Consider the following 16844-nt stretch of genomic DNA (forward strand, 5'->3'; position numbering starts at 1 on the left):
TATGCGGCGCATCGAGCGGGCAGTACCAGGCAGCAGCCGCGTCAGGTCGCGCGTGCGGTAGCGGATGATCGGTAGGCCTTCCTTGGTCAGTGTGGTGAATACCAGCTCGCCGAGTTCGCCGTCCGGCAGCACTGCGCCGGTGACCGGGTCGATGATCTCCGGATAGAAATGGTCTTCCCATATGTGCAGCCCGTCCTTGCTCTCGACGCACTCATTGGCAACGCCCGGCCCCATGACTTCCGAGAGGCCGTAGATGTCGACGGCGTGCATGTCGAATGCCTGCTCGATTTCCTCGCGCATGGCATTGGTCCATGGTTCGGCACCGAAGATGCCGACGGCGAGCGAACTTTCTCTGGGGTCGAGGCCCTGCCGGCGGAATTCGTCGAGGATGGAGAGCATGTAGGAAGGCGTCACCATGATGATGCGCGGCTTGAAATCCTGGATCAGGGCCACCTGTCGCTCCGTCATGCCGCCGGAAATCGGCACCACCGTGCAGCCGAGTTTCTCCGCGCCGTAATGCGCGCCAAGGCCGCCGGTGAACAGGCCATAGCCATAGGCAATATGGGCGATGTCGCCGGGCCGGCCGCCAGCCGCGCGGATTGAGCGGGCGACGACGCTCGCCCAGGTGTCGATATCGTTCTTGGTGTAGCCGACGACGGTCGGCTTGCCGGTCGTGCCGGAAGAAGCGTGGATGCGGGCAAGCTTTTCGCGCGGTACTGCGAACATGCCGAAGGGATAGGTGTCGCGAAGATCCTTCTTGGTGGTGAAGGGGAATTTGGCGAGGTCGGAGAGCGTCTTGAGATCGGCGGGATGGACGCCGGCTTCATCGAAGCGTCGCCGGTAAAAGGGCGAATTCTCATAAGCATGAGTGAGCGACCACTTCATACGCTCCAGCTGTAGCGCGGAAATCTCGTCGCGCGAGGCGGTCTCGATCGCTTCGAGGTCGCCGGGGCGGGGGGATAGGTCTTCCATGAAATTCTCCTCCAAGAATGCGGGACGGTCTGCCTCACTCCGGCAGATGAGTACCCTTGACCGTTCGCGAGTGGCCACGGAATTCCGCGATCTGCTCGCCATGCTGATTGGTGATCGCGATATCGTAGATGCCGCCCCGTCCGCGGCGCGACACCTCTCGCGCCGTCGCCGTTAGCCGGTCGCCTCTGAATGCCGGCGCGATGTAGGTCACCGAACAATGCTGGGCGACGGTGCGCTGGTTGTAGCTGTTGCAGGCGAACGCGAAGGCGGAATCGGCAAGTGTGAAGATGTAGCCGCCGTGGCAGGTGCCGTGACCATTCGTCATTGACTCGGTGACCGTCATCGAAAGGCTCGCTTCGCCGGGGGCCACGGCAAGCAATTCCATGCCGAGATGACGGCTGGCGTTGTCCTCGTCCCACATGGCTTTTGCACAGGCTTCCGCAAGCGCCTGCGGCGAAGGGCTCTCCGGCGCGCTCATCTGCCCTTGAACTCTGGCTTGCGTTTTTCGAGGAAGGCGGAAACACCCTCGGCATAGTCGGCGCTGCGGCCGGCTTCGCGCTGTAGGTCGCGCTCGAGATCGAGCTGCTGATCGAGCGAATTCGCCGCAGCCGCCTGAATGGCGCGCTTCGTCAGCCCGAGGCCCTTCGTCGGGCCGGCAGCAAGCCTGATAGCAAGGGTCGTTGCCTCATGCATCAGCTTGTCATCATCCACGACCCGCCAGATCAGGCCCCAGCCGGCGGCTGTTTCCGCGTCGAGTGGTTCGGCCGTCAGCGCCAGCGCCTTGGCGCGTGCCTCGCCGATCAACCGCGGCAGGCTCCAGGTACCCCCGGAATCGGGCACCAGGCCGATTTTCGCAAAGGCCTGAATGAAGCGGGCCGAGCGTGCCGCAAGCGTGATGTCACAGGCAAAGGCGATGTTGGCGCCGGCGCCCGCAGCGACCCCATTGACGGCGCAGACGATCGGCTTTTCCAGGCTGCGGATCAGGCGGAGCAGCGGATTGTAGTAGATCTCGAGCGTGTGGCCGAGATCGGGTGTGCCCTTGTGCGGGTCGCGGTCGCCGAGATCCTGGCCGGCCGAGAAGCCGCGGCCGGCGCCGGTCAACAGGACTGCGCGGACATCCGCGTCTCTGTGCGCGCGTTCGAAGCCGGCGCGCAGGGCAAGATGCATGTCTTCGTTAAAGGAATTGAGCTTGTCAGGCCGATTGAGCGTAAGGGTGAGAACGCCACCGGCGAGTGCCGATAGGATCGTACTGGATTCAGACATGTTTTCCTCCCTGCCGCCCTTCTTGCAGCGCGACCGTAAAAAATAGTTGCATAAACCGACCGGTCGGTCAATTATAAAAGTACCAACTGGGAGAAATATGCCATGATCGGACTTTTCGAGCGCCATCGCCAGACGCTGGATGCAGCTTTGCAGGCGGCGGCCAAGCGCGACTTCTGGTCAGCCTATCCGGAAATACCGTCCGGCAAGATCTATGGCGAAACTGCCAAGGAGGAGGGGCTCGCTGCCTATTGGGCACGGCTCAGAAAACCTTTCGCGCTTGCCCATCATCCGGCGGACGGAATGGTCGGCGCGGAAGTCTCACCTTTTGGCCCCGCCCTCGGCATCACCTATCCCGCTGCCTCCGTCGATACTCTGGTTGCCGCTTCGCGGGCCTCTTCTTCGCAATGGGCTGCCGCCTCGCCGGACGTGCGCATCGGCATCTGCCTCGAAATCCTTGCCCGCCTCAACGCCCGCAGCTTCGAGATTGCGAATGCCGTCATGCACACGACGGGTCAGGCATTCGCCATGGCCTTTCAGGCCGGCGGACCGCATGCGCAGGATCGCGGCCTCGAAGCCGTTGCCTATGCCTATGCCGAAATGACCCGCACGCCAGCGCAGGCGACCTGGACGAAGCCGCAAGGCAGGGGCGAGCCGATCGTCATGGAAAAGTACTGGCGCATCGTTCCGCGTGGCATTTCGCTGGTCATCGGATGCAACACCTTCCCAACCTGGAACAGCTATCCCGGCCTATTTGCCAGCCTTGCAACCGGCAACACCGTCATCGTCAAGCCACACCCGGCAGCGATCCTGCCACTTGCCATCACCGTCGAGATAGCCCGGCAGATTTTGGTGGAGGAGGGTTTTGCAGCCGATATCGTGCTGCTGGCCGCGGACGGGCATGGCTCCGAGATAACCAAGGATCTCGTCCAGCATCCGGCCGTCGCCATCGTCGATTATACCGGCTCCAGCGCGTTCGGCACTTGGGTGCGCGAAAATGCCGGTAGTGCCGATGTCTATACGGAAGAAGCCGGCGTTAATTCCATCATCATCGGCTCGACTGATGATTTTGCCGGCATGTGCGGCAATATCGCCTTTTCGCTGTCGCTCTATTCCGGTCAGATGTGCACCGCCCCACAGGATATCTTTGTCCCGCGCGACGGGATCGAGACGAATGAGGGTCACAAGACTTTTGATGAGGTCGCGGCCGGCATTGCCGCCGCCGTGGATCGCCTGCTTGCCGACCCGTCCCGCGCGGCCGGCGTCTGCGGCGCCATCGCCAATCCGGCGACGCTAGCCCGTATCGCCACAGCCCGTTCGCTCGGTCGCATCGTTCGCGACTCCGCGTCGGTGGAGGGTCTCGACGATGCGCGCACCGCGACCCCGCTGATCCTTGCCGTCGATGCGGTGGATATGGATGCCTATGCGGAGGAGCGTTTTGGTCCGATCGCATTTGTTGTTGCGGTCGATGACGCCGAGGACGGCATAAACCGCGCCGCTGAGCTCGCCGAGCGCAAGGGCGCGATCACGGCAGCCGTCTATGCGACGGATGAGGGGCAAGTCCTCGCCGCCGCGGATCGGTTCGCCACAGCGGGCGTCAACCTTTCCGTCAATCTGACCGGCGGCATCTACGTCAACCAGAGCGCCGCCTTCAGCGATTTCCATGTTACCGGCGCCAATCCGGCCGGCAATGCCAGCCTCACGGATGCGGCCTTCGTCGCCAACCGTTTTCGCGTCGTAATGGTGCGCCGTCCTGCGGCAGCGTAAAGCGCCCGCATTTGCAACGCTTCCAACCCCGCATATGGAACGTAAGACCATGACCGTCAGCATCGTCAGGGAAAATGCCATCGCCGTCGTCACCGTCGACAATCCGCCCGTCAATGCGTTATCGCAGGCTGTCCGCCAGGGGCTTGTCGAAGCGGTGGTGGAATTGGATGCGGATGCAGCGGTGAAGGTCGTCGTGCTGATGTGCGCCGACCGCACCTTTATCGCCGGGGCCGACGTCAATGAGTTCGGCAGGTTGCCGCAACCGCCGCATTTGCCGGATGTTGTCGCAAGCATCGAGGGTGCGAAAAAGCCTTGGGTCGCGGCAATCCATGGGAGTGCGCTCGGCGGCGGGCTGGAAGTTGCGCTCGGCTGCGCCTATCGCGTTGCGATCGTTTCCGCCAGCCTCGGCCTGCCGGAGGTCAAACTTGGTATCATTCCCGGCGCGGGTGGCACGGTGCGCCTGCCGCGCCTGATCGGCCCTGCCGCCGCCGTCGCGCTGGTGACAAGCGGCAGTCCAGTCGGCGCGAAGAAGGCCGCGGCGCTTGGCCTTATCGATGCCCTCATTGAGGGCGAACTGCGCGGCAGCGCAATTGCCTTTGCGAACGACGTGGCGGAAAAAAGCCGGCCGCAGCCGATTTCCGGCCGTCCGGTGCCGGCAGTCGAAGCCGGATTCTGGGAAAGCGCGGAAAAGGCGGTCGCCGTCAAGGCAAAGGGGGAAATCGCCCCGCTGCGGGCGCTGGCCTCGGTGCGCAAGGCCAGCGAAGGGGATTTTGCCGAGGCCATGGCCTTCGAGCGCGAGACGTTTCTCGAACTGCGCGGTTCCGAACAGGCGGCGGCCCTGCGCCATGTCTTTTTCGCCGAACGCGCGGCGCCGCGCCCGCCGGAGCTTGTCGGGATCACGCCGCACAATATCCGCTCGGCTGCCGTCATTGGCGGTGGCACGATGGGCGCGGGTATCGCCGCGGCGCTGCGTGATGTCGGCCTGCCGGTGGTGCTGGTCGAGCGCGATGCGGTAGCGGTCGCGCGGGGGCTTGCCAATATCAAGGCCATCTATGATGGATCGGTAAAACGTGGACGAATGACGCAGGCCATTGCCGATGAACGCATGGCCGGCGTTACTAGCGGCGAGGATTATGGACTGTTGTCCGATGCCGATCTCGTCATCGAGGCGGTGTTCGAGGATCTGGCTGTCAAGCGCGCTGTCTTTGAAAAGCTGTCGACGGTCTGCCGACCGGATGCAGTGCTCGCCACCAACACATCCTATCTTGATCCCGTGATGATCAGCGAAGGTGTCTCCCACCCCGAGCGTTTCCTCTGTTTACATTTCTTCAGTCCGGCGCATGTCATGAAACTCCTGGAGATCGTGCCGATCGAAGCGACTTCGCGCGAAGTTCTGGCAAGCGGCTTTGCGCTTGCCCGGCAGATCGGTAAGATGCCCGTGCGCGCTGGCATCTGCGACGGCTTCATCGGTAACCGTATTCTGAAGGTCACCCGCGCCCAGGCCGAGCGGCTACTGCTTTCGGGAGCAACGCCATCGACGGTTGACGCAGCCTTAAGAGCCTTCGGATTACCGATGGGGCCTTTCGAAGCCCAGGATCTCGGAGGTCTCGATATTGCCGCTTTCCAGCGCAAGGCCGCGCGTGAGAGAGGCGAAATTCCTTTTGCGCCGGTGGCTGAACGGCTGTGTGCGCTCCAGCGTTTCGGTCAGAAGACCGGCGGCGGCTGGTACGACTATCAGCCACGCGACCGCACGCCGAGAGCGTCGCAAACCGTCACAGCCATTATCGCCGAGGAGGCCGCGGGCCGGCCGCAGAGGGTGTGGGACGAGGCGTCGATTATCGAGGCGGTTATCTTGCCAATGGTAAACGAAGCCACCCGCATTCTGGAAGAGCGCGTGGCATTGCGTTCGGCGGATGTAGATCTCGTGAAAATCCATGGCTACGGTTTTCCGCGCTGGCGCGGGGGCCCAATGCACTATGCGGAGGCGCGCGGTCTTTCCGAGGTCGTTGCTGTGCTCGACCGGCTATCTGCTGTACGCCTTGCCGAGCCGCCGTGCGATGGGCTGCGCGAAGCGGCGGCAAATGGAGGGTTTTCAGCCGTCGCCGAGCAGAGGACGATAGGCAAGCGCCACACACTGTGATGAAATTGCTAGGATAAGAGGCTTTTTGCTGGAGCCGGGGAGGGCGAGATGCAGTCGCTGACGACACCGAGGCACAAGTCCGTGCCCGTCGAAATTCTCGAAACGAAGATCAGGCGGGTCTGCGGCTCGTTTGATCTGAAGCCGCTGCGACGAACCGGAGTCGTCAATGGCGACGTCACAACGCGGCGGGTCGGCCCCTTCGATGCGGCGATCGTCACGCTAGATGCGTCTCAGGTCGCCCGGAGTTTACGCTCGATTCGACAGGATCCCGGCGAATATTTCTTTCTGCTGGTGCAGAATGCTGGCGAGTGTCGTGTTGAGCAGGCCGATCAGGTGGCCGAGCTTGCCCCCGGCGACATGTTCCTAGTCGATTCGGTGAGACCTTCCAATTTCATCTATCGGGCGCAGCGCTCGAACCAAGTCTCGCTGCATATTCCGCGCGATGAAGTGTTGCACCGCTTCGGAGCGGGTTTGGCCGGCGGTCTAGCGGTTTCGCGCGACGACCCGCTCTGGCTCGCCATGCGCGCAGTTATCACGAAAATGCTCTTGGAGGATAATGCGCAACCACAGCTGGGCGAAGCTTTCCTGTCTCTGATAGGCGCTTACCTGCATTCGACTCGCGTCACCGGAGTGCCTGCGGAAACCCTTCTTTCCCGAGCGCTGACGATGATCGAACGGTATCGGGCGGATCCGACCTTCGGCCCGCGGGAGCTTGCTGCCCGCCTCAATGTGACGGAGCGTACGCTGCAGCGGCATTTTCGGCAGCTCGCAGAGACGCCCGGTCACCGACTGCTTAGCCGGCGACTGGAATTGGCGTACGCTCAGCTGACCGCTCATAGGCACAAGCAGCTAGAGAGCGTGACGGCTATAGCCTACTGCTGCGGCTTCAATGATGTCTCCTACTTCTATCGCGAGTTTCGCAAGAAATACGGTATGACGCCTGGAGCGGTTGCTCGCGGCAATTGACGCTTTTGTCCAACGGACCTGACGGAGTTATCCAAGACTGCTGGCCGCCAGCATGTATCTAGTTGTCCAGGTGAGGCCGCCAAATGGAGCGGGCGGCCATGGAGGAGGCAACATGGAATTCACAGCGGTGATCGGCGGCAAGGCTTTTCGGGGCAGTTCAGATTTCGCGGTTCTTAATCCGGCGACGGGTAAGGCTGTTGGTCGTGCGCCGAACATGGGCAAGGTCGAGCTCGATGCTGCGGTCTCTGCTGCGAAGGCCGCCTTCGTCTCCTGGTCGGCTCAGAGCGATGCTGATCTTCAGGCGGCTTGCGAGGCCGTGACGGCGAAGATTGAGGCGCATTCGGCTGAGCTTGCGGAACTCATCACGCTGGAGCAGGGCAAGCCTCTGAACGGCATGGGCTCGCGCTGGGAAATGGGAGGAGTGGTCGCCTGGGCGGGTTATACGTCCGGCCTGTCGATGCCGCCCAAGGTCCTGCAGGACAATGAGCAGGGGAGGGTGGAACTACACCGCAAGCCGCTTGGCGTGGTCGGCTCGATCACTCCATGGAATTTCCCGGTGATGATTGCGGTCTGGCATATGCTTCCCGCGCTGCGCACGGGCAACACCGTGGTCATCAAGCCATCGCCCTATACGCCGCTTTCGACCCTGCGGCTCGTCGAGCTCATGAACGAGGTGCTTCCTGCGGGCGTGGTCAATGTAGTGACGGGTGACGACCAGACTTTCAATCTGGGAGGCGCGATGTCGTCGCACCCGGATATCCGCAAGATCGTCTTTACCGGATCCTGCGCGACCGGCCAGAAGGTCATGCGATCGGCCGCAGAAACGATGAAGCGCCTGACGCTGGAGCTGGGCGGCAACGATGCCGGCATCGTGCTTGCCGATGCAGACCCGGAGGCGATCGCCGAAGACCTGTTCTGGGGTGCTTTCCTCAACAATGGCCAGACCTGCGCAGCGATGAAGCGTCTTTACGTGCACGAGACCATCCATGACGCAGTGTGCGATGCGCTTGTCGCCTATGCCAGGAACATTCCTGTCGGCGACGGCCTGGATGAGGCAAGCATGCTTGGCCCTATTCAGAACCGCATGCAGTTCGACAAGGTCTCGCGACTTGTGGCGGATGCGAAGGGTCGCGGCAAGGTTCTGCTTGGCGGCGAGCCGGGCGAGGGCCTGTTCTTCCCGCCGACGATCATCTCCGGGCTTCGCAACGGTGACGCGCTTGTGGATGAGGAACAGTTCGGGCCGGTGCTGCCGATCATCCGCTACTCAGACATCGACGAGGCGATCCGGCTTGCCAACGATAGTCCGAACGGGCTCGGTGGCTCGGTGTGGTCCTCGGACAAGGCTATGGCGCGTCAGGTTGCGAGCCGGCTTGAATGCGGCTCGGTGTGGATCAACAAGCACGGGGCCATCCAGCCCAACACCCCCTTCGGTGGCGTCAAGGCATCCGGCATCGGTGTCGAGTTCTCCGAAGAAGGCCTCGCCGAATATACCGACATTCAGGTCGTCTTCGTTTGAGAAACAGTGCGAAGGACGATTATGCGATTTCTCAAGCACCTGCGCTCGTGAGCGCTGGAGACGAACGGATAACGAGGGGTATGTCGCCGCGCGCAGGTGACGGGCCAGCATGTTCGGTCGCAAGCACGCTCAGCATCATCGTCAGTCCAGAAGCGCCAATGGCCATTGCCTCACCTGGCGTCATTGTTTGCCGAGCACTTCGTCCTCATAAAGTTGATCCATGCTGAGGGACGCGACTTCGGCAAATGGCGTCTGGTTGCGGACACGCCCGCCGCCGAGGATGACAATGTCGTCGCAGAACGAGATCGTGCTGCGATGATGGCTGATCACGATCGTCGTGCGGCGACCGGCTCGCAATTTCAGCGTCTCGACAATGGCCGCTTCCGACAAACCGTCCATGGCGTTTGTGGCTTCGTCCAGAATGAGAATATCCGGATCGCGAACGAGTGCCCTTGCGAGAGCTATTCGCTGGCGCTGTCCGGCCGACAGGCTGGCGCCCCTGTAGCCAACGCGTGTTGCGTATCCGTACGGCAGTTTCTCGATGAATTCATGCGCTTCGGCAAGTCTGGCGGCCTCTTCGGCCTCAGCGCGCGAGGTATGCTGTCCATAGGCGATGTTTTCTAGAATGGTGCCGTCAACCAGTTCCAGGTCTTGGCTGGCAAGCGCGAGCCTGCTTCGCCATTGCGTGGGATCGATGCGGCTGAGCGGCGATCCGTCGATCAGGATCTCGCCTTCGTCGGGTTCGACAAAACGGCAAAGGAGGTTCACGATCGTCGTTTTCCCCGCTCCCGATCGGCCGATCAGAGCTGTGGAGCGGCCATGACCAATTTCGAAACTGGCGGAGTTCAGCACGATCGGCCGTGCGGCGGAGCCAGGATATCGAAAGCTGACGTTGTCGAATTTTATCTCGCGATTCAGTCGGGGAGCCGGCAGATCTCCCGCCGGCGGTGGAGGCTTGCCGGAGGCATCCAGCAGCCAGCGAACTTCCTCCAGTGAACCGCTCCAGCCTTGCACCTGGCTCCATGCCTGCTGCAGAGCACGTACATGCGGCTGCAGCCTGTATAGTAAGACGACGAAAGCGACGATGATCGGAAAGCTGACCTCAAAGGCCCAGGCACTGACGACGACCGCAAGGAAAAGTGCTGAATGTAATACCTCCGTCAGCGGCGGTAAGACACCCTGACGGGTCTGCAGAATAAAGCCCGCCTTTCTCACCGTATTCGATGCGCCGTCGAACACGGCCTTTTCGCGCTCCTCCTGGCCAAAGATCCGGATCAGCCGCCCGGCATGAACGAGGTGCAGCATTCTGCCGGCAAGTTCATTGTTGGAAGATGTCACCTTGCGGCTCGGTGTCTTCAGGCCGGCGGAGAGGCCGGCATGCGCGGCTTGGACAAGAATGAGGCCGAGCGCGACGCAGAGCGTCATCTGCCAGGACAGCAGCAGCAGAAAGGCAAGAAGAATGACAGTCGCCGACGCGTTGACCATCGCTGCAAGCACCGTCTGTACGGAATCCGATGCCCGCCAGGATTCGTTAGAGATGATGTTGAGCAATCGGCCTGGGCTTTCCTGCAGGAAGAAAGGATATCCGATCTTCAGGAGCCGATCGGCAAGCGCACTGCGGATCGCGTGGCCGGCCTTGCCATATATGAAGTTGGTCAACGCCGTATTGGCGAAGGCGAGAATGTTTTTGAGCGTGATCAGCGCCAGGATGCAGGCGGCAATCACCATCATCCGCTGTCGGTCGTCCAGGCTGGATCCGACTTGCTGGAAGAGAGCGGAAAATCCGCTCAGACCCGTCGAGGCTTTTTCGCCTCCGATGATGCTGAGCATCGGAATGATGAGGCCGATGCCGGTGCCTTCGAGTACGGCGCTGATCAGGCCGAGAATGACGACGACAGGCATGAGCCGAATCTGGCGGCCAAGCGCCTGCCGCAGGAGCTGCAAACCCGGCAGGAGGAGTTTCAGCATGGCGGATCTCTCCTCAATGAACCAGTTGTCTGCCTGATCTGGTTCAGTTCCGGTTGAGGGTGGTTCGTTATGACGCATCGCGCGAATTCGAGCGCACCCAGCACATTCATGAATACGATTGGCCAATGAGACAAGGAGACTTCCGGATCGAAGCGAGGCCCGCCCCATAGTTCCTTCCAGGCGGAGCGGAAAGTCCAGCAGAAATGACGCAGTAGCCACGGCGCACCGGACAGGTGCTTCAGACAGAGGCCGCCGTTTCCGAGGCTATAGCTGCGATGCAGCCGTTCGATCGCCTCGCGTTGGTTGCGGCCGTGATAGTGCAGCACGTTCATGTCGGGAACATATTCGATCGGAATGCCAAGCTGAAAGGCGCGGACGAGATAGTCAGTATCCTCAGCCGATTGCAGAACGCTGCCCGCGCCGAAGCGCTCGTCGAAGCGGCCGACGCGCCGGGCGACTTCGCGGTGCATCGTCATGTTGCAGCCCAGAATGAAACCGCCCGGATGGACATCCGGCGTAAAGCGGGCCGGCTCCGGCGATCGCTTGATCGTAAACGGCAGATCGAGCGCATTGCCGAGATCGACACGGCCGCCCCGGATGACCAGGCGTTCTCCGCTTGCGTAGTGCCGCTCCAGGTCCCGCAAATAGTGCAGGTCCACTTCGCAATCGTCGTCGATGAAAATCAGGATGCGTCCGCGAGACCGCTCCATCCCTGCGTTGCGGGCAGCAGCCAGGCCGCGGCGGCGCTCCATCACCGATATGATCGCAATGCTGGAGGAGGAGGCGATGCGGGCGAGCCGCTCGGCCGTATCGTCGGTCGAGCCGTTGTCGACCACGACAAGCTCGCTTGTCATCGAGGCATGCGCGCGACTGGCTGCCTCGATCGATCGGATGCAGGCCTCAAGCGCCAGGGCTCGGTTGCGGGTGCAGACGATGAAGCTCGCTGTCGGTGCCCGGTCAATGGAAGAGCGAAGGCCCCTTTTTTTGGCGAGCTGCGCTTGCTCTTTCGGTATTTCAGAGCCTACCCCAGCCATGTCAGGCAAGCTCTTGCTGCGGCAGCACGCTTCCTGCCGGCACCGATTGCCGATATCTTGCCAGGGCGTCGAAACGCAAGCTCGCATCGCTCCAAAGGCGGCTGCACCAGGGCGCATGAGTGGCGACGCGAAGCCCATACCGTTCGCGACGCCGTATCGTGTGCCATTTGGCTGTTTGTGTCAGGAACTGATGCGTCAATGCGGGCTGCTTCTCGTCCGCGATCAGCTGATACAGGAAATAGAAGAAGCACATCAGCCCTTCTTCATAGCTTGCGGGGGCCTGCAGGCCGCGTGCGGCGATCCTTTCTTCGATGGAGAGGAGACAGTCGGCGGCACGGGCAACCGTGTCCTTCGTCACCGCTATACCGATATCGTGCAGGGCGTGGGGATCATCGATCAAGGATACCCGTTGGAGATTTTCTGCCGCGATCTTCAGATGCGTTAAGCGCATCGGCCGCTTGTGTTTGTTGGTAACGCTTTCGTTGTGGACGCGATAAGCAACGAGGCTCTCGTCGATCATGGCGGCGGGGAATTCGCGGGTGATCCGCCGGAACAGATCGAAATCCTCCGCATGCACATAGCTTGCATCGTAGGTCAGCATGTCAGCCGGAATGACCCTGCGGTTATACATGACGGTCGAATGCATAAAGACGGTGTAAAACATCGACAAAACATGCCAGTCCGCCGACTGATGGATCGGATTGGGCGTGCCGCGTACAATGCGATCGCCGATGAGCCGGTCGATGCCGGTGCCGCTGATCGCAAGCTGCGGCCGCTCTTGAAACAGGGCGATCTGGCGTGAAAAGCGGGTGGGATAGGCGATGTCGTCGGCATCCATCCGGGCGATGAAATCGCCTTTCGCCATGGTCATGCCTTCATTGAGCGTCGCAATGAGCCCGCGGTTTTCGCGTGAGACTATGCGCAGCCGATTGTCAGTTGCCTCATACCGTTGCAGGATATTGAGGGACCGATCGGTGGAACCATCGTCGATGACAATGACATCGAGATGTTTGTAATCCTGTCGCAGGATGCTCTCGATTGCGGCGGCGAGATAAGGTTCGCCGTTATAGACAGGCAGCAGGACGGAAACCAGTGGAACGGTCATTCTTCAGCTCGCGCACTATTGCAGATCAGAGGTTTGAACGGCATCGCCGTCATGGATATCGCGGCGGGAAAGCGCCGTTTCGTATATTTTGGCGTCTCGTCGCGGTTCCCACGCTTCGCCGGCTGTGGTCGCCGGCAGATTGTTGTGGGCGACATAGGGGAAGTGGCGCTTGAAGCCATTCAAAGGCTTTTCGAAAAGGCGCCATGAGATCGCGGCCAGAACTAGCGTGGCGCTACTTCCGATGATCAAGCGGCCGAAACCCTGTTGCGAGACGTTGACGGGAATCCAGGCTTGAGCCTTGACGATCAGGGAAAGGATGATTGGATGGAAGAGGTAGATGCCGTAGCTGATCCGTCCGGTCGCTGCCATCGGCGAGGCTTCGAGCAACTGGCCAAAAGCCGATCGAAAGCCCAAGGAGGCGCCGCCGACCAGCATGACGAGCGGCACGAGCGGAAAGACCTCTGAACCGATCCAGATGAACCAGTCGAAAACAGGAGTTATCGGATCGGGTCTCAGCCAGAGTGCCACGCTGGCGGCGGCCGCCAACGGCATCCAGCTGAGCTGCATCCATTGCGGCCAGGCCTGTGTCCTTTCGCGATAGGCAGCGAGCAGGGCGCCGCATGCCAGCGCATCCATCGAGGCCGAGGGAAGCAGGTCGCGTACCAGCGAGGGCGTTCCCGTCAGCGGCCAGCAGAGGTGATAGGCAAGCGAGCATGCAATGACGGCAATGCAAATGCCCGCGATCATCCGGCGCGGCGCGAGCAGGATTGCCACCGGCCAGACGATATAGAACTGTTCCTCGATGCTGAGGCTCCAGGTATGGCACAGGACCCAAGGCGTCCATTCGCCGCGCAGGGCATACCAGTAGTTTGCCAGATAGAGCGCATGCCATTTCAGACTGCCAGTGCCGCGAACGCCTTCCAGGTTGACGAGCCACACCAGCGCCAGAACGGCGAAATAGGGCGGAAATATGCGCAGTGCCCTGCGGATATAGAACGCCTTCAGTGCGGTGGCCGGCTGGTAGCGGAGATCGGCGCGCGCCTCCAACAAGAGGCGCGTAATCAGGAAGCCGCTGAGTACGAAAAAGAGACGAACGCCGAGATGACCCCAGATGGAACCGTCGGCCGCAAAAAAATGTGCGTAGAGCACCATGGCAACGGCAATGGTTCTTAGGCCATCCAGTTGGCGATCGCGCATGTTCGACATAGACACCCCCGGCCTCTCAGCCTTTTTCGAACCCTCTCAATACGGCACCAGCGCCCCGATACTCCGCTGCTGTCCTTCCTTATGGCCCTCTCGCACCATCAACTTCCCAAGCGACCTCTCGAGGCTTCCGGATCGATTCCGGCCAAACTTGGGCAGTTTCAGGCTGATAAGGTGGTGGTCGATCACGTGTTTGAAACAATCGGCGATGTTTCTCAAAATGCGGAAATATGGTTGCTCGCGCGGTGCAAAACTTTCGTCATTCATCAGGCAAAGGCGCCCTACATCGAGGAGAACCGATAAGGGACCGTGATGTAATTTTGGGCGGGTCTCTGGTTGGTCAACCCTGCGCTTGCACTATGCAATTAGCGAAAGATTCAAAAGACTGCAGACATCCCTGCGCTGTGGCGCCGAACACATTTTTCGCTTTTTCTTCGTTTTGTTCTATTTTTAGTAGATGAATCCATATTCACACGTCATACGATGTTTCGGTCGCCGAAACACTTACTGTATTAGCGGCACGAAAGTAGACCGAGCTGATCTGTGATAGGCGCCCACGCGGGACGGATGCGCATTTGCGAGGGAGCTGGCGGGGTATGTTCGACTATCGCATGCAATGTCGTATTCCATCCGGTGAGCGGTGTTATCGCACTCGATCGTACCGGTTGGGCGTTGGTTCAAATCTCATCAATCGCTAGACAATGATGGATCGCGTCGACTTCCTGGGGATGAGCGTTGGGGCCGACACCCGAATGCGATCGTCCGTTGGTATTGGGTCGCTTCCCAATAAATCGAGCGCATTCGTTGCAATCTGTTCGAAGGGCACCCGTAGGGTGGTCAGTGGTGTGGAGAGATGGCTGACGATCGGAATGTCGTTGTAGCCGACCAGCGAGACGTTGCCTGGCACTGACAGACCCATACGCATCAGGCCTGATAGTGCGCCGATGGCTGTGTTGTCGTTAACCGCAAACATCGCCGTCGGGGCTTGCGGCAGGTGCATGATTTTCTCGGCCGCTTCCGCGCCGGATTCGATGCCGAAGGTCGATGGAACAATGAGGGATGGGTCGATCTCCAGCTCCATTTCCATCATGGCCTGGCGATAGCCTTCCACGCGCGTCCGCGCGCTGGAGGCATAGGAAGGACCTGCAATGACTCCGATCCTCCGATGACCAAGATCGAGCAGGTGCCGCGTGGCGAGATATCCCCCAAGCCGGTCGTCGCCGATCGATGAAAGACTATGGCCATCGGTTCTAAGCGCCAGAACCGTCGGCACGCCTCTTGCCGCCAATATGTCGGGAAACTCATCGTCGTCGCGCGCCGTCGACAAGATGAGCCCATCGACGCCGCGCTTCAGAAGCGATTCCGCAGCAAGGCGATCGGCTCTCGGCTTGTCGTCCGTAGTCGCGACGATGGCAAACCGTCCGGTCCTGCTGCAGGCTTTTGCAAGGGATTCATATAGCATCGCCATAACCGTGTCTGTGAGCCGGGGTACGATAACCCCCACCGTCATGGTATTGCCGCGACGAAGGCTGGCCGCAGAAACGTCTCTGACGTAACCGAGTTCCTCGGCGATTTTTCTGACGCGTCTGGCTGTTTCGCTGTCCGAGCGCGGCAGACGTTCGTCCAAAATTCTCGAAACCGTCGATTTCGAAACACCGGCTGCGGCCGCGACGTCGAGAATCGTTATGCGCGTCTGACGAGCGTTATCTTCCACCATTGAATTCATTCGGAATTTCCGTGTCGGCGAGTCCTGATCTGCTTCTGAATCCCATGATGCCTGAAAAATCCTGTTGACTCCAGCGAAATCGGAAACGATAGTGGGAACGTTCCCATTAACGATCCTGTCGCTGATTGTGAATCGGATAGCGACGACAAGGAGGAGACTACCCATGCACCCAATGGACCTCAGAGGGTTGAGCCCGGCACCTGTGACCGCATTCAGCCGTGACGGCGAAGTCGACTACGCGGCGAACACGCGGATCGCGAAGTGGCTCGCGTCGATGGATGGTGTGAAAAGCCTTGTCATCCTAGGTCACGCGGGCGAAGGGACGTTCCTGACCGAGGAGGAGCGCCTCAAGCTGATCCGCACCTATGTCGAAGCCGTGAACGGCGAGATTCCGATCATAGCCGGCATTACGGGCGAGGGCACTAAGGTTGCCGCCGAAGAGGCCAGGAAATGCAAGGCCGCAGGTGCCACAGGGGCTCTTGTTTATCCAAACCATGGCTGGCTGCGCTTTGGCTTTCAGAAGGGCGCGCCACAGGATCGTTACAAGGCGATCTGGCAGGAATCCGGTCTGCAGTGCATCCTGTTCCAGTATCCGGATGTCACCAAGGCTTCTTATGATCTGGACACGCAGCTTGCGATTGCCACCCAAGAGGGGATCGTTGCGACCAAGAACGGCGTTCGCAACATGAAGCGCTGGTATGTGGAAATTCCGGAACTGAAGAAAGCCAATCCGAACTTGCAAATTCTGAGCTGCCATGACGAATGGCTGTTGCCGACCATGTTCGATGTTGACGGTCTCCTGGTCGGCTACGGCAACATCGCACCGGAGCTGCTCATCGATCTCATCCGGGCGGGCAAGGCGCAGGATTATCCGGAAGCCCGCAAGATCTTCGAGCGCTTGCTGCCGGTTACCCGCGCTGTTTATCACCGGGGTTCGCACATGGAAGGCACCGTCGCCCTCAAGCTGGGCCTCGTCCATCGCGGCGTCCTCGATCATGCCACGATCCGCGAGCCGCTGAAGAACCTCGGCGAAAAGGCCGAGGCTGAAATCTTCGCTGCGTTCGACGCCGCGGGCATCGGCCGCGTCGGGCAGCTTCTGGCCGCCGAATAAGGAGAAAGGCGCCTCCGCTGTCACGCGGCAGAGGCGTATTCCATGGGAACATTGCTGATAGCTCAGGGAGGGGTGC

Annotated in this window: 13 protein-coding genes; 5 read left to right on the plus strand and 8 right to left on the minus strand. The window is 60.7% G+C overall.

Annotated elements, in window-relative coordinates; genetic code table 11:
- The 3 genes from ACYJRZ_RS25060 to paaG all read right to left on the minus strand — a co-directional run.
- The coding region (locus ACYJRZ_RS25060; RefSeq protein ID WP_459463554.1) for an AMP-binding protein at nt 1-972 on the minus strand (972 nt) is incomplete at its 3' end.
- A gap of 34 nt (nt 973-1006) precedes the next feature.
- Nucleotides 1007-1450: a hydroxyphenylacetyl-CoA thioesterase PaaI gene (paaI, locus tag ACYJRZ_RS25065; protein WP_459463555.1), complete on the minus strand. Its 444-nt coding sequence runs from the start codon at nt 1448-1450 to the stop codon at nt 1007-1009.
- A complete protein-coding gene (gene paaG / locus ACYJRZ_RS25070) occupies nt 1447-2235 on the minus strand; it encodes a 2-(1,2-epoxy-1,2-dihydrophenyl)acetyl-CoA isomerase PaaG (RefSeq protein ID WP_459463556.1) in 789 nt (262 codons plus the stop codon). The genes paaI and paaG overlap by 4 nt, the downstream gene beginning before the upstream one ends.
- Nucleotides 2236-2337: 102 nt before the next feature.
- Here paaG and paaN point away from each other — a divergent pair, with 102 nt between their 5' ends.
- The 4 genes from paaN (at nt 2338) to ACYJRZ_RS25090 (ending at nt 8621) form a co-directional block, all read left to right on the plus strand.
- Entirely contained in the window at nt 2338-3999 is a 1662-nt protein-coding gene (paaN, locus tag ACYJRZ_RS25075) for a phenylacetic acid degradation protein PaaN (protein WP_459463557.1), read from the plus strand.
- Between the two features lie 49 nt (nt 4000-4048).
- Nucleotides 4049-6139, plus strand: coding sequence for a 3-hydroxyacyl-CoA dehydrogenase NAD-binding domain-containing protein (locus ACYJRZ_RS25080; RefSeq protein WP_459463558.1), 2091 nt, complete (start codon nt 4049-4051; stop codon nt 6137-6139).
- Nucleotides 6140-6187: 48 nt separating this feature from the next.
- Nucleotides 6188-7105 (plus strand): helix-turn-helix domain-containing protein, encoded by a 918-nt coding sequence (locus ACYJRZ_RS25085; RefSeq protein WP_459463559.1) that lies wholly within the window; start codon nt 6188-6190, stop codon nt 7103-7105.
- Between the two features lie 112 nt (nt 7106-7217).
- Entirely contained in the window at nt 7218-8621 is a 1404-nt protein-coding gene (locus tag ACYJRZ_RS25090; protein ID WP_459463560.1) for an aldehyde dehydrogenase family protein, read from the plus strand.
- Between the two features lie 180 nt (nt 8622-8801).
- Here the strand turns inward: ACYJRZ_RS25090 and ACYJRZ_RS25095 are convergent, their stop codons facing one another.
- From ACYJRZ_RS25095 to ACYJRZ_RS25115, 5 genes are all read right to left on the minus strand, one after another.
- A complete protein-coding gene (locus ACYJRZ_RS25095) occupies nt 8802-10589 on the minus strand; it encodes an ABC transporter ATP-binding protein (protein ID WP_459463561.1) in 1788 nt (595 codons plus the stop codon).
- Complete coding sequence (locus ACYJRZ_RS25100; RefSeq protein WP_459463562.1) at nt 10583-11623, minus strand: glycosyltransferase family 2 protein; 1041 nt, start codon at nt 11621-11623, stop codon at nt 10583-10585. The genes ACYJRZ_RS25095 and ACYJRZ_RS25100 overlap by 7 nt, the downstream gene beginning before the upstream one ends.
- Nucleotide 11624: 1 nt before the next feature.
- Entirely contained in the window at nt 11625-12728 is a 1104-nt protein-coding gene (locus tag ACYJRZ_RS25105; RefSeq protein WP_459463563.1) for a glycosyltransferase family 2 protein, read from the minus strand.
- Nucleotides 12729-12743: 15 nt separating this feature from the next.
- On the minus strand, nt 12744-13934 hold the full coding sequence (locus ACYJRZ_RS25110) for an acyltransferase family protein (protein WP_459463564.1): 1191 nt from the start codon (nt 13932-13934) through the stop codon (nt 12744-12746).
- Nucleotides 13935-14625: 691 nt separating this feature from the next.
- On the minus strand, nt 14626-15657 hold the full coding sequence (locus ACYJRZ_RS25115) for a LacI family DNA-binding transcriptional regulator (RefSeq protein WP_459463565.1): 1032 nt from the start codon (nt 15655-15657) through the stop codon (nt 14626-14628).
- A 163-nt stretch (nt 15658-15820) separates the two neighbouring features.
- On the opposite strand from ACYJRZ_RS25115, the gene ACYJRZ_RS25120 reads away from it, so the two are divergent.
- Nucleotides 15821-16768, plus strand: coding sequence for a dihydrodipicolinate synthase family protein (locus ACYJRZ_RS25120; RefSeq protein WP_459463566.1), 948 nt, complete (start codon nt 15821-15823; stop codon nt 16766-16768).
- The last annotated feature ends 76 nt before the right edge of the window (nt 16769-16844 follow it).

It is taken from the genome of Rhizobium sp. No.120, assembly GCF_054558365.1.